The 13713-nt window shown below is 69.5% G+C and carries 12 protein-coding genes and 1 other RNA gene; all 13 read right to left on the reverse strand.

Features of this window, described 5'->3' with window-relative positions; translation table 11 throughout:
- Position 1 precedes the first annotated feature (1 nt).
- The 13 genes from murG to L2D01_11465 all read right to left on the reverse strand — a co-directional run bounded on the left by murG (position 2) and on the right by L2D01_11465 (position 13443).
- A complete protein-coding gene (gene murG, locus L2D01_11405; protein ID WBQ09502.1) occupies positions 2 to 1090 on the reverse strand; it encodes an undecaprenyldiphospho-muramoylpentapeptide beta-N-acetylglucosaminyltransferase in 1089 nt (362 codons plus the stop codon).
- Entirely contained in the window at positions 1087 to 2214 is a 1128-nt protein-coding gene (locus L2D01_11410; protein ID WBQ09503.1) for an FtsW/RodA/SpoVE family cell cycle protein, read from the reverse strand. The genes murG and L2D01_11410 overlap by 4 nt, the downstream gene beginning before the upstream one ends.
- Positions 2211 to 3560 (reverse strand): hypothetical protein, encoded by a 1350-nt coding sequence (locus L2D01_11415; protein ID WBQ09504.1) that lies wholly within the window; start codon positions 3558 to 3560, stop codon positions 2211 to 2213. The genes L2D01_11410 and L2D01_11415 overlap by 4 nt, the downstream gene beginning before the upstream one ends.
- A 13-nt stretch (positions 3561 to 3573) precedes the next feature.
- A complete protein-coding gene (mraY, locus tag L2D01_11420; protein ID WBQ09505.1) occupies positions 3574 to 4674 on the reverse strand; it encodes a phospho-N-acetylmuramoyl-pentapeptide-transferase in 1101 nt (366 codons plus the stop codon).
- Between the two features lie 7 nt (positions 4675 to 4681).
- The gene (locus L2D01_11425) at positions 4682 to 6091 is read right to left on the reverse strand and encodes a UDP-N-acetylmuramoyl-tripeptide--D-alanyl-D-alanine ligase (protein WBQ09506.1); all 1410 of its coding nucleotides are present in this window, start codon (positions 6089 to 6091) and stop codon (positions 4682 to 4684) included.
- Positions 6088 to 7545, reverse strand: coding sequence for a UDP-N-acetylmuramoyl-L-alanyl-D-glutamate--2,6-diaminopimelate ligase (locus L2D01_11430; GenBank protein ID WBQ09507.1), 1458 nt, complete (start codon positions 7543 to 7545; stop codon positions 6088 to 6090). The genes L2D01_11425 and L2D01_11430 overlap by 4 nt, the downstream gene beginning before the upstream one ends.
- The gene (locus L2D01_11435) at positions 7545 to 9380 is read right to left on the reverse strand and encodes a penicillin-binding protein 2 (GenBank protein ID WBQ09508.1); all 1836 of its coding nucleotides are present in this window, start codon (positions 9378 to 9380) and stop codon (positions 7545 to 7547) included. Before L2D01_11435 ends, L2D01_11430 begins: the two co-directional genes overlap by 1 nt.
- Entirely contained in the window at positions 9381 to 9713 is a 333-nt protein-coding gene (locus L2D01_11440) for a hypothetical protein (protein WBQ09509.1), read from the reverse strand.
- Positions 9710 to 10714, reverse strand: a complete 1005-nt coding sequence (gene rsmH / locus L2D01_11445) for a 16S rRNA (cytosine(1402)-N(4))-methyltransferase RsmH (protein WBQ09510.1) — start codon at positions 10712 to 10714, stop codon at positions 9710 to 9712. The genes L2D01_11440 and rsmH overlap by 4 nt, the downstream gene beginning before the upstream one ends.
- The gene (locus L2D01_11450; protein ID WBQ09511.1) at positions 10714 to 11172 is read right to left on the reverse strand and encodes a division/cell wall cluster transcriptional repressor MraZ; all 459 of its coding nucleotides are present in this window, start codon (positions 11170 to 11172) and stop codon (positions 10714 to 10716) included. Before L2D01_11450 ends, rsmH begins: the two co-directional genes overlap by 1 nt.
- Before the next feature lie 232 nt (positions 11173 to 11404).
- Positions 11405 to 11820: RNase P RNA component class A (rnpB, locus tag L2D01_11455), an RNA gene on the reverse strand.
- A 34-nt stretch (positions 11821 to 11854) separates the two neighbouring features.
- Positions 11855 to 12535 (reverse strand): N-acetylmuramoyl-L-alanine amidase, encoded by a 681-nt coding sequence (locus L2D01_11460; protein ID WBQ09512.1) that lies wholly within the window; start codon positions 12533 to 12535, stop codon positions 11855 to 11857.
- Positions 12532 to 13443 (reverse strand): EamA family transporter, encoded by a 912-nt coding sequence (locus L2D01_11465; protein ID WBQ09513.1) that lies wholly within the window; start codon positions 13441 to 13443, stop codon positions 12532 to 12534. Before L2D01_11465 ends, L2D01_11460 begins: the two co-directional genes overlap by 4 nt.
- Between the last annotated feature and the right edge of the window lie 270 nt (positions 13444 to 13713).

Here is a 13713-nt window from a genome sequence, read left to right on the forward strand (position 1 = left end):
CTTACTCCGCGGCGCGTTCGATGAGATCGGCCAGCGCCTCATGCGCCTGGGGCCGGCCGGCGGCGCGGGCCGCAGCGGCGCGCGCGGCGAGAGCTTCGCCGTCCGCCAGCAGCGATTCAAGCCGCTGTGACAGGCTGTCTGCCGTGAAGTCCGCTTCGGCCATGGCGTCGGCGGCGCCGGCGCGCACCAGGCCTTCAGCGTTCGCCCTCTGGTGATCGTCCATGGCGATGGCCAGCGGGACCAGAATGGAGGGGCGCCCGATGGCGGCAAGCTCTGACACCGAAGACGCGCCCGCCCGCGAAATCACCAGGTGGGCCGCCGCATAGCGCGCACCCATATCGTCAAAGAAGGGAGAGAGCTCGGCGCGTACGCCCGCTGTTTCATAAACCGAACGCGCCGCGTCCAGGCTTTCGTCGCGGGTCTGCTGCACCACCACCAGCCGGGCGCGAAGCGCCGCCGGCAGACGCGCGATGGCGGCGGGCACCGTCTCGGACAGGATGCGCGCACCCAGACTGCCGCCCAGCACCAGAAGCCGGATCTCGCCATTGTCTGAAGGCGGTGCATAGGGCGTGTCGCGCGCGACCAGCACGGCGGCGCGCACCGGATTGCCGGTGACCGCGTGGCGCGCCTTGCGCGGCAGGCGGTCGAGGCGGTCAAAGCCCGATGCGACTGTGTGGGCGGATCCAGCGAACAGCCGGTTCACCCGCCCCAGCACCGCGTTCTGCTCATGGATCACGAAAGGCAGCGCAGAGATGCGCGCCGAGGCCAGCAAGGCGAAAGCCGGATAACCGCCAAATCCGGCGGCCACATCCGGCCCGAACGCTTTCACGATCGCCCGCGTGGCGCGAAGACCCGCCGCCAGGTCCGCCAGCGCGCCGGGCAGGCGGCGCGGATTGGACTGGAACGGGCTGGCGGCGCGGATCACGCTCACCCCCTCGCCGGGAAAGCCTTCGGTGTGGCGCGCGCCGCGCGCGTCTGTGACCAGGCGCACCCGCCAGCCCCGCGCGATCAGGGTCTCTGCTGCCGCCCGCGCCGGGAAGATGTGCCCGCCCGTGCCGCCCGCGGCCATGATGAGGCGCTTGCCGGTCATGCCGGCGCGCCCACCAGGCGCTGGCGCGTGGGCTGATAGGCGCCGGGCCGGTGGCGCGTCAGCGCCAGCATCAGCCCGGCCGAGAAGGCCAGCGCCAGCATGGACGAGCCGCCATAGGACAGGAAAGGCAAGGTCATGCCGGTGGAGGGCGCCAGATCGAGATTGACCGCGATATTGACCAGCGCCTGCAGCGCGAACAGCAGGGCCAGCCCCGCCGTCGCCAGCCGGCCGAACGGATCATTGAGCTGCATGGCCAGGGTCCAGGCGCGCAGGAACAGGAGCGCGTAAAGGGCGATAATCAGCAACATGGCCAGCGCGCCGAACTCCTCGCCCGCCACTGCGAAAATATAGTCATTATGGGCTTCTGGCAGCACGTGCTTGATGCGCCCCTCGCCAGGCCCGACGCCCCACAGCCCGCCACTGCCGATAGCGTCCAGGGCGATGTCGGTCTGGTTACGCTGGCCGCCGCCGGACAGGAATGTCGCGACGCGGGTCTGGATATACGGCACGAAATTCACCGCCGCCGCCGCACCCGCCGCCATCCCTGCGCCCAGCCCGATGGTCCAGCGCCAGGACAATCCGCCAATCCACAGCATGGCAGCGAAAATCAGCGTGATCAGCGCGGTCTGGCCAATATCCGGCTGCAGTCTCAAAAGCACGGCCGCCACGCCGTAAATCCCCAGCGCCAGCAGCCGCCCGGGTGCAGGCGCCCCGCGATCTTCCTCGGTGAACAGCCAGGCGATGAACACGATGAAGGCCGGCTTGAAGACCTCGCTGGGCTGCAGCGAGAAGCCCGGCAGATGCAGCCAGCGTGTGGAGCCGTTGATGGTCTGGCCTACCGCGAGGACCAGGACCAGCAAAACCAGCGATCCCAGCAGCGCCAGACCCGACATCCGCCGCACGCCGGTCAGCGAGAAGGCCGCGGCGGTCATCATGATGACCACGCCCGCGGCCATAAACATGACCTGACGGCGCAGATAGAAGAAGGGATCAGCGGCGCTGGACACCGCCGGGCTGGCGGCGAAGGCGAGCATGAACCCCATGCCCAGAAGGCACAGGATCACCCCCAGAAGCGGCTTGTCGATCTCGCGCAGGACCCGTGAATACTGCCGTGTCAGGCTCATGCCGCGCGCCCCTTCGCGATCAATCGCGTCAGTGTGTCCAGCGCAGCCCTGAAGGTCTGGCTGCGCGCCAGTCTCTCCTCTGGACCGCACCGGGTTGACGGAGCGTATAGGATGCGCGCGTCGGCGCCGGTGAGCGCAGCGGCGTGCAGCGCGCGCGCCAGCGCATCATCCAGACTGTCCGCCTGACGGCAGGCGATCCGCGGCGCCAGACGCCGCGCCGCGCGCGCATCGGGGCCGGACAGGATCACGCCCTTCAAGGCGTGGGGCAAGGTTTCGGGCAGGTCGGCCGCGTCCAGGCCCGCGTGGGCGATCCACCATATCGGCGCGGCGCCGGTGAAGCCGGTCAGCGCCGTCTTGGGGTCTTGTGCAGCGCCATAATCAAACACCCGCACGCGGCCCAGGCTCGTCGCCGCGATGCGCCAGCCCTGCGCGCCGGGAAAGAAGGCCATCGCTGCTTCCAGCGCATCGGGCTCGCCGCCGAGCGCCAGCGCGAGGGCCCCCGCGCCTGCGATCAGTCCTGGCGCCAGATCGGCCAGACCCGGCCCCGCCGCCTGAAGCGGGCGGCGCGGCGCGCCGGGCCGCGCATCATGCAGGCGCCCGCCCAACAGATAGACACCGTCGCCCAGCACCATCCGGCCTGAACACGCGATCAGCCGCGCGCGATCCACTCCGCCCCGGCGCAGGGCGGCCAGACGCGCGCCTGCGTCAGGCGCGTCCATGTCCAGCAGGACCGGGCCGGAGACGCGCTGGGCGAGGGCTTCGAGTTCGGCGGCGCTGATCGTCGCGCCCGCCTTCACCAGCAAGGCGTGAGCGCGGAGGTCTGGCGCGGCGGCGCACTCGGCGGCGCTGGCGGCGATGAGGGTGATGGACCCGGCGCGCAGCGGCGGCGCGTCGAACAGCGCGGTCCCTGCCCCGCCCCGGCGCACATCCAGCCCGCATCGGGCCAGGCAGGCTTCAGCCAGCTCCGCCGCTGCGGCCGCCTCATCGCCGCCCAGGACCAGCGCGGCGCGGGCGCCCCTGGCGCTTTTCAGGGCGCAGCCGAACAATCCCAATTCGGTGAGGACCGGCGTGCCGGTGACCCGGGCCAGCGCCACGGGACCCTTGTCCGGGCCATCGAGGCGGCTGACATCATCGATCACCAGCGCGGCCAGATCGCCCCAGTCGCGTGTGGACGGATCCTCGATCACCACCCCGGCGCCGCCAGCCGCCGCGCGCACGTCCGCGTCATCATCCCAGCCCGAGACCGCCATACCGCCGGATGCGAGCGCGCGCGCCATGGCGCGCCCGCGCAAGCCCAGGCCGATCACGGCGGCCCGGCCCTCGGCGCTGGCGCGAACGGGGATCATGACGCCTCCTTGGCTAGCGCAACTTCAGCGTGGACAGACCGATCAGGGCCAGGACGAAGGCGATGATCCAGAACCGCACCACGATGGTGGACTCCGCCCAGCCCAGCTTTTCAAAATGGTGGTGGATGGGCGCCATGCGGAAGACGCGCTTGCCGGTCAGCTTGAAGCTGGCCACCTGCACCATCACCGACACGGCTTCCAGCACGAACAGGCCGCCAATAATGACGAGCACGATCTCGTGCTTGACCGCCACGGCGATGGCCCCGATCGCGCCGCCCAGCGATAGCGATCCGGTGTCGCCCATGAACACCATGGCCGGGGGCGCGTTGTACCAGAGAAAGCCCAGCCCGGCGCCGATCATGGCCCCGCAGATCACGGCGAGCTCGCCCGTGCCGGGGGTGAAGTTCAGGAACAGATAGTTGGAATAGACCGAGGACCCGACCATGTAGGCGATCACGCCGAACGCGCCCGCTGCGATCATCACCGGCACGATGGCCAGCCCGTCGAGACCGTCGGTGAGGTTGACCGCATTGGAGGCGCCGACAATCACCACCACGCCGAAGGCGAAGAACACCACCCCCAGCGGGATCAGCACGTCCTTGAAGAAGGGTACGGCCACCGAGGTGGAGAAATCGTCCGGCGTGTTGGGCGCGCCATCGAGCAATTGCACCATCCAGAACACTGCGATCAGCGCCACCACGCCCTGAAGCGCCAGCTTGCCCTTGCCCGAAAGGCCGTGATGGGAGCGCTTGGTCACCTTGCGCCAGTCATCAAGAAAGCCGATCGCGCCATAGCCGGCGGTCACGAACATCACCACCCACAGATAGGCGTTGGACAGATCGCCCCAGAGCAGCGTGCCCGTCACGATGCCGGTCAGGATGATGAACCCGCCCATGGTGGGCGTGCCGGCCTTGGTCAGCACATGGCTTTCAGGGCCGTCATCGCGGATGGGCTGGGAGCCCTGCTTTCTCAGCCAGCCGATGAAGGGCATGCCCACCACCAGCGCCACGACGAAGGCCGTCATCAGCGCCGCGCCGGTGCGGAAGGTGAGGTAGTTGAGGACGTTGAACAGGGTGAATTGTTCGGCGAGCGGGGACAGCAACAGGTACAGCATGGGGCGTTCAGGCCTGTGTTGGGGCGCCGGCGCGCGCGGTTTTCAGGGCGGCGGCGATCCTGTGAACGCCGGAGGCATTGGAGCCTTTGATCAGCACGACATCCCCCTCGCGCGCCAGTGCGTCCAGCTGTTCAATGCCAGCGCTCCAGTCAGCAGCGTGAACCGCTTCGACCCGAGAGGGCAACGCCTCCAAAAGCGCGCCCATGCCTTTGCCGACGCCGATCACGGTGCTGACGCCCGCCTCGGCCAGTGGTTCGGCGAGCGCGGCATGCAGCGCAGGCGCATCCGGGCCCAATTCGAGCATTTCGCCCAGCACCGCGATGCGGCGCGCACCCGCGGACGGGGTGCGCGAAGACAGGCTGGCGAACGCCGCGCGCATGGAGGCGGGGTTGGCGTTATAGCTGTCATCAATCAGCGTCAGGGCGCGCCCGTCGGCGAGCTTGACGTCAAAGCGCGCGCCCCGGCCCGCCTGCGGCGTCAGCTGCGCCAGCACATCCAGCGTGAACTCCGGGGCGATGCCGACCGCGAACGCCGCGGCCGCCACGCCCGCCGCATTCACCGCCTGATGGGCGCCGGGCTGGTTGAGGCGGAAGGGCAGGACCTTGCCCGCCACGTCCATCTCGCCCGATCCGCCCTCGCCGTCGGGCGTGTAATGGACCACCCGCACCGCCGCGCCGCGCGCCATGCCGAAATCGAGCAGGAAGGCGGCGCGGGATGTGCGCGCCGCTGCCGCCAGCCGGGCGGCATGCTCGCCGTCAGCCGGGATCACCGTCACGCCTTCAACTTCCAGCCCGGTGAAGATCTCCGCCTTCGCGTCAGCAATCGCGTCCATCGAGCCGAGATTTTCCAGATGCGCCGGCGCAATGGCGGTGATCAGCGCCACATAGGGGCGCACCTGCGCCGACAGCGCCGCAATCTCGCCGGCATGGTTCATGCCCATCTCGAAAACGGCGGCCTGCGTGGCCTGCGGCATGCGCGCCAGGGTCAGCGGCACGCCCCAGTGATTATTATAGCTCGCCACGCTCCAGTGGGCCGGACCGGCGGCGCGCAGCACGGCGGCCAGCGCCTCTTTCACACTGGTCTTGCCCACCGAGCCTGTGACCCCGATGCGCAACGCGCCCGAGCGCAGGCGCGCGCCCTGACCCAGCGCCTGCAGAGCCGCCAGCGTGTCATCGACCACCAGGCGCGGACCGTCACAGCAATCGGCGCGCGAGACGAGGACCGCACTGGCGCCCTTGTCCAGGGCGCCTTGCGCAAACTCATGCCCGTCGCGGGCGTCTTGCAGCGCCACGAACAGATCGCCGGGCGCCAGCGTGCGGGTGTCGATGGACACGCCGGTGGCGGTCCAGCCCCCATCGCTCAGGCGCCCGCCTGTGGCCAGGGCGGCGTCAGCAGCGGTCCACAGCGGCGCGGTCATGAGGGGCTCTCCAGCTCTTGCAGCAGGCGCGTGACGATGGCCGGCTCGTCAAACGGAATGATGCGGCCGCCGACAATCTGTCCAGTCTCGTGCCCCTTGCCCGCGATCAGCAGCGTGTCGCCAGCCTCCAGCATGGCGATCCCGGCGCGGATCGCGCTCTCACGGTCGCCGATCTCCTGCGCGCCCGGACAGGCCGACAGGATCGCCGCGCGGATCGCCGCCGGCTCTTCGCTGCGCGGATTATCGTCGGTGACGATGCACACATCGGCCTGCTGCGCCGCCACGGCGCCCATCTTGGCGCGCTTGGAGGGATCGCGGTCGCCGCCTGCGCCAAACACCAGAATGATGCGCCCGCGCGTATGCGGCCGCGCCGCGCGCAAGAGCTTGTCGAGGCCGTCGGGCGTGTGGGCGTAATCGAGCAGGATCGGCGCGCCGTCTCGGGTGGCGCCCGCCTGTTGCAGCCGCCCGGCCACACCGGACAGGTTCTCCAGCGCGGCGAAGGCTGCGCCGGCGTCCACCCCGGATGCAATCGCCATCACCGCTGCGCCCAGCGCATTGGCGGTCTGGAACTCGCCGATCAGCGGCAACTCGATTACGTCCTCCTCGCCCAGCCAGGCAAAGCGCACGAGCTGGCTGGCCGGGCGCGGCGTGATTTCACGCACCGCCAGATCCCGGCCGCGCCAGCCCAGCGTCATGACCTCCAGCCCGGCGGCCAGCGCCGTCTGTTCGACCCGCGCCGACCAGTCTGAATCCATGTTAATCACCGCCTGCCCGCCAGACGGCGTCAGCGCAGTGAAGAGCCGCATCTTGGCGGCGAAATAGTCTTCAAAGTCCGGGTGATAATCGAGATGGTCCTGGGTCAGGTTCGTAAACGCGCTGACCGATACCCGTACGCCATCCATGCGCCGCTGCTTGAGCCCGTGCGACGACGCCTCCATGGCCAGATGCGTCACCCCCTCGCCCGCCAGCGCGTCCAGCGCGGCGTGCAGCGCGATGGCGTCAGGCGTGGTGTAGCCCACCTCCGTGCGCCCGGCCTCGCGCGTCACGCCCAGCGTGCCCAGCGCCGCCGCGCTGATGCCCGCCGACGCCCAGATCTGCCGCAGAAACTCCACCGTGGAGCTTTTGCCATTGGTGCCGGTCACGGCAGAGATGTGTTCAGGCTGGCGCGGATAGAAGTTCGCCGCGATCGCCGCCAGCGCCCCTGCGGGATCATCGGTCTCGATCACCGGGACCGGCGCGGATGTTCCGCGCGGCGCGAGCACACAGGCGGCGCCGTTCTCGACAGCAGCGTTGATGAACTGGCGCCCGTCAACGCGCACGCCGGGCAGCGCCGCGAACAGATCGCCGGACGACACCCTGCGGCTGTCCAAGGCGAGGCCGCTGATCCTCAGATCCTGCGCGCCGTGCGGCGCGGCGAGGCCTTCGGGCAGGAGATCGGCGAGCGCGCGGGTCATCATTGCGGCTCCCCGGACGTGAGGACAACCGGTTCTTCGGCCGGCACGACCGGGCGGGCGCGCGGCGCGAACAGGGCGGCTACCTGCTCGGCGCGGGCGGACGGATCGGCGTCACGGCGGCGCAGCTCCAGCACCCCTGCCAGCTGGCGCAGAATGTCCCCGGCGGCGGGCGCCGCGTTCCAGCCGGCCGTGGCAAAGCCATGGGTCGCGCGGCTGGGGCGCGGACGGTCAAACGTCACGGTCAGCACATATTGCGGATCGTCGAAGGGGAACACCGCCACAAACGTCGTTACCCGGTGATCGCGGTCATAGCCGCCGGGACCGGCCTGCAGCGCCGTGCCGGTCTTGCCGGCCACAGCCAGACCCTCCACGTCGGGGCCGCCAGCCTGAGAACGGGCGACCGTCTCGCGCATCACGGCCAGCACCTGGGCGGCGGTGCGCGCGCTCATCACCGGATCGCCCGCAATGATCTCGCCCGGCGCCACGGGGCGCAGGGTCGGCGGCACGTAGACGCCGCCATTGGCCAGCGCCGCATAGGCGGCGGTCAGCGACAGCGGCGTCACCGCCAGACCGTGGCCGAAGGCCGCGGTCATGGTCTCGCTGGGGCCCCAGTTGCGCGGCATGCGCGGGCGGGCGCTTTCGGACAATTCCAGCGGCGGGCGCTCGTGCAGGCGCAGGCTTTCATAGAAGGGGCGCAGTGTCTCGGCGCCCATCTGCCGGGCCATCAGGGCCGAGCCGATATTGGACGAGTGGATGATCACCTCGCGCGCGGTCAGCACGCGCCGCTGGCCCCTGAAATCGTCGATGGTGTGACCGCCCGCAAGCCGCAGAGGGCTGCGCACGTCAAACGTGTCATCCAGCGACACCAGCCCGCTTTCCAGCCCGGCGGCCAGCGCCAGCGGCTTGAACACCGAGCCCAGCTCGTACACGCCCACGCTGGCGCGGTTGAAGCGCGGATCGACGCCATCGGCGGCGGAGGCTCGCACCTCGGTGTAACGGTTCACGTCATAATCAGGCAGCGAGGCCATGGCGATGATCTCGCCGGTGCCCACGCGCATCAGGATCGCGGCCGCGCCCTGGGCCTGATGGCGCGCCATGTGCTCGGCCAGCACGCTCTCGATCCGGTGCTGGGCGGTGAGGTCGATGGAGAGGGCGACGGGACGGCCCGACGGATCATTCAGTTCGGCGTCGAACGCCAGCTCGGCGCCGGACAGCCCGCGCATTTCGCGTCCGGCATAGCCGATGACATGAGCCGCCGCGCTCTGGCGCGGATAGATGCGGCCGGGCTGGGTCTCGAAATACACGCCGGGCAGTCCGAGATGGTGGATGGACTGGCGCGCGCGCGGCGTCAGACCATCCGCGATGGGGATGAAGCGGTGGCGCGCCCGCATGCGCGAGGCCATCCGCTCCGCGTCGATATCCGGCAGGACGCTCTGCAGGCGCGCCACAGTCTCGTCGACCAGCTCGCGCGGGATGTGCTGGCCGTCAGCATAGGCGGCATGGAAATCGAGGGTGGAGGCCAGCACCTGGCCATGACGGTCGGTCAGCGCGGCGCGGCGCACCGTGACGTCGCCTGCCGCTTGCAGCTCCGCCGCATTGGACGCGCCGGACAGAAGCGACACCTCGACTGCGCGCGCCGCCGCGATCACGAAGCCCGCAGCCAGGACCATCCCGGCGATGCGCAGACGGCCGCGCTGGCGCGCATCCTGCCCGGCCCGTCCGCCCGCCACATGGACCTGACGCGACATGCCCGCAGGGGCGCGCTCGCCGGGCGCCGTGCGGCGCGGCTGGGTGCGGACTGTGATCGCCCGGATTTTCCTGCGCCAGGAGCCCATTTACCGCCGGATCGCCTCCCGATAGGCCGTCTGCACCGGCTCGCCGGGGACGGAGGGCGCCACGCGCGGCAGCTCGCTGAAGATGATTTCCTGATCATGGCGCACCGGCTCGAAGCCCAGGTAGATGCGCGCCAGGCGGCGCAGGTTTTCATGATCTTCCTGCAGTGCGATCTCGGCCTCCAGCGCGCTGATCCGCCCGCGCTCGCGCGCCAGGTCGGCCTGCAGCTCGGCCAGCCTCTGCTGGTCGCTGGCGGCGCCGGTCTTGGCCACAAAGAGCGCCGCGAGCAGGGCGACCGCGACCAGGAAAGCAACAAAATTGACCAGGCGGATCATGAGCGGGCCTCCATAAGACGGGACAGATCAGGCAGACGGGATGCGCCCGCCGCATCGCGCGGCCAGGCGGGAGCGGGGGTGCGCACCGCGGCGCGCAGCTTGGCCGAGCGGGCGCGCGGATTGTCTTGCGCCTCCGCCTCGCTGGCTGTGAGCGCCTTGCGGGTGAGCAGTGAGAAGCTCGGCTCGTGGGCCGGGAATTGTTCGGGCTGATGGCGCGAGCCGGCGCCCTCCATCCCGCAGCGTGCGCGCAGGAAGGTCTTCACAATGCGGTCTTCCAGCGAGTGGAAGCTGACCACCACCAGACGGCCCGCGGGGCGCAAGATGCGCTCGGCCGCTTCCAGCCCGCGCGTCAGCTCCCCCAGCTCGTCATTGATAAAAATGCGCAAGGCCTGAAACACGCGCGTCGCCGGATGGATGCGCATGGGCTTGCCCGGCATGACCCGCGCCACCAGCTCGGCCAGCGCCAGCGTGCGGGTGATCGGGGAGGTCTCGCGCGCGGCGACGATGGCGCGCGCGATTCGCCCGGCATGGCGTTCCTCGCCATAGAAGCGGAAAATCGCGGCCAGCTCGTCAGCCTCCAGCTGGTTGACCGCATCGGCGGCGCTGGGGCCGGAGCGCGCCATGCGCATGTCCAGCGGCCCGTCCTGCTGGAAGGAGAAGCCACGCTCGGCCTCGTCAATCTGCATGGAGGATACGCCGAGATCGAGCACCACGCCGTCAGCGCCGGACGACCCGGCGGCCTCGATGACATCCTCCATCAGGGAGAATGGCCCGAAGGCGAAGGCGAAGCGCCCCTTGAAAGCGGCCTGCATGATTTGGGCGTTGTCGCGCACGGTAGGATCGCGGTCGATGCCCAGCACCCGGCAGTCCGCCTCGCCCAGAATGGCGCGGGTGTAGCCGCCAGCCCCGAACGTGCCGTCAACATACAGCCCGCCATCGTGCGGCATCAGGGCGTGCAGCACTTCGTCCAGCATGACAGGGGTGTGGGGCGCGTTGGTCATCACGCCTCCTCGCGCCGGCGCGGACGGCGCAGGGCCGCCTTGTGCTCGCGCGCATAGCTCAGATCCTTGCCCGCCTGCTCGGCGTGGGCCTCAGCGCTCCAGATTTCGAACCGGCGGCCCATGCCGACGAACACGGCGCTGGAGCTGAGCCCGGCATGCTCGATCAGATCGCGCGGCAGCGACACCCGGCCCGTGGATTCAAATGCGAGAGCCCGCGCGCCGCCGAAAATCACCCGCTCGAACGCGGTGCGCGCATCGTCATAGGGGTCCATCTCCTCGATGGCCTCGGCATAGTCTTCGAGCAGGCGCTGGCCGCCGCCTTCCAGGAAGGGGCCGTTGAACGAGCGCCAGACGTAAACGCCATTGAAACCCTGGGCGGCCACACTCGCGCGGAAATCGGCGGGGACGGAGACCCGTCCCTTCGCGTCAATCGCGTTCGTGGTGGTCGAGACGAACATCGCCGGTCTGGAGTCCCCGCTAGCCCACGCCCCCTATTTGCGTGGTTAACTATGGGATAACATGGGACGGCGTGGGACACAATGCGTAAACCCCTTCGAACGGCGGGTTTTGCTTGTACGCAACAGTCAAGCAGTACAGGCGAAGACGCCCATTCCAAGAACAGAGAAAGAACAGGTTAACGCCCCGCTGCTCATGTGAGCGCGGGAGAGGTCGTCGCGGGGCTGGAAGAAGCGTGTCAGGCGGCCTGTAAGCCGGGTTCTGTGCCGCTCTTTCCGCAATGGAAAGAACGCGGCGGCCATTCCTCTGGGACGGCGCTTGCGCGCCGCCTCAAGCGACCTACCCGGACGGCAGCGCGGAGGCGCGCCTGTTCCGGCGAACCGGAACGCCCGTCCCTATTCGGTCTTGCTCCAGGCGGGGCTTGCCGTGCCCCCTTCCTTGCGGTCGGGGCGGTGGGCTCTTACCCCACCGTTTCACCCTTGCCAGACGGGGCCGAAGCCGGGTCTGGCGGTCTGATTTCTGCGGCGCTGTCCCTGAACCGGTCGCCCGGCCCGCCGGGCTTTCCCCGGCGCCTTGCCTCCATGGAGCCCGGACTTTCCTCTCCCGCCCGGCTTTCGCCATTGGACGGAAGCGACCGCCCGGCCGCCTGACACAAGCCTTAAGTCGGGGTTTGCACCCTTCGCGTCAAGCGCATAGCGCCTTGACCGCCGCGATCAGGCCCAGCGTCTCGTTATCCAGCCGCCCGTCAACGCGGCCCGGCCGGTAGCGGCGCTGGAAGGCGCGCACCACATCGTCCAGCGCATCGTCCTGCACCGGGTAACCGATCGTGGCCAGACCCCAGAGCGCGTCGGCAGCCGCGATCGGCGGGGCGGGCTGCTCCGGCCACAGCCCCACCCCCGCCGGCGCCAGCCGGCGCCACGGAAATTTCTCGCCCGGATCGCTTTTGCGTGACGGGGCCATGTCAGAATGGCCGATGATGTTGCAAGGCGCGATGGCGTGGCGGGCGAGAATGTCCCGGGACAGCGCGATCACCGCTTCGATCTGAACGTCCGGGAAATCCGGCAGGCCGAAATCATGGCCGCCATTGACGATCTCGATCCCGATGGAGGCCGAATTCACATCCCCGCGCCCGCGCCACGAGCCCCGGCCCGCATGCCAGGCGCGCTGGTCTTCGGCCACCAGGGCGAAGACGCGCCCGTCCTCTTCGACCACATAATGCGCGCTGACTTTGGCTTCGGGGTCGCGCAGCCGGTCCAGCGCCGCCTGCCCGCTCTCCATCCCGGTATAGTGCAGCACCAGAATGGAGACCGGCTGAGTGCGCGCGTTGAAGTTTGGCGAGGGCGCGTCGATCAGCGTGAGGGTCATCGCGGCTTCCTGAGCACCGTCTCCACCGGCGCCGTGCGCGAGCGCCGCGCCGCGACAATGCCAACACCAGCCAGCGCCATCAAGCCGCCGGTCACCAGTTGCCAGGTGATTTCATCGCCCAGCAGCGCCACACCGCTGATTACCCCGACCAGAGGGGCCATCAGGGTCAGCGGCGCGATCAGCGAGGCGTCGTAACGGCGCAAGAGCCAGTAGAACGCGCCATGGCCGAACACATTGACCAGCACCACGGTGAACACCAGCGTGGCGAAGAACGGCCAGCCGCCCGCCAGCGAGGAACTGATCTGGTCGCGCTCGGTCAGCAGCGACAACAGCGCGAGCGGCGGAAAGGAAATCAGCCCGATCCAGGCCTGAAGTTTCAGCGCCGGGGCGGGCGTGCGCTTGATGAAGATGGCGCCGGCCGCCGCCGCCATGGCCGCGCCCACCCCGGCCCACAGCCCGATGGTGAAGGAGAACTCGGCCGGCTTGAACACCACCAGCGCCGCCCCGGCGAACGCAATCGCCATGCCCGAGGCGCGGATCCAGCCCACGCGTTCGGACAGGAACAGCACCGACAGGAAGGTGGTGAAGGGCACAGACAGCTGCACGACGATGGCGATGGCTGAGGGCGTCGCATACCGCAGGCCGATGAACAGCAACGCAAACTGCACCGCGCCCATGGTCAGCGCCGCGCCGATCACCGGCCCGAAGGGCCGCGGTATGGGCAGCAGCCAGGGCGCCAGCATCGCATAGAGCAGCGCAAAGCGCAGGAAGGCGAAGAACAGCGGCGGCGCGCCGTCAAACCCCTCCACAATCACCGGCGTGCCGGACAGCGACCATTTCGCCACCACGAAATTGACGCCCCAGATCAGGCAGATGACGAACAGAAGGGCGAAATGGCGCAGGCTCATGACGTGGCTCTATCGAAGCGCACGCCCGGCTTCAAGGCGGCACAGGCGGCTGCGTCACGTGAATGTGAGAAGGGACCGGGCCATGAGACGCGCGCCGTGAACCGCCGCCAGCATGGACCCTTCAGGTCCGGGGGCCGTTGATTGACACGCTAATTATCTCCCGTACAAACGTCCCGGACTGCACAGGCCCTCTGGCGCCCGATGCGTTAATGGGGACTCTGACCGCCGGTCAGGGCGATGGGCGCCGGCGGCTTGGCCCGGGGGGCGGGG

The sequence above is a fragment of the Hyphomonadaceae bacterium ML37 genome, assembly GCA_027627685.1.
Classification (GTDB): Bacteria; Pseudomonadota; Alphaproteobacteria; order Caulobacterales; family Maricaulaceae; genus Oceanicaulis.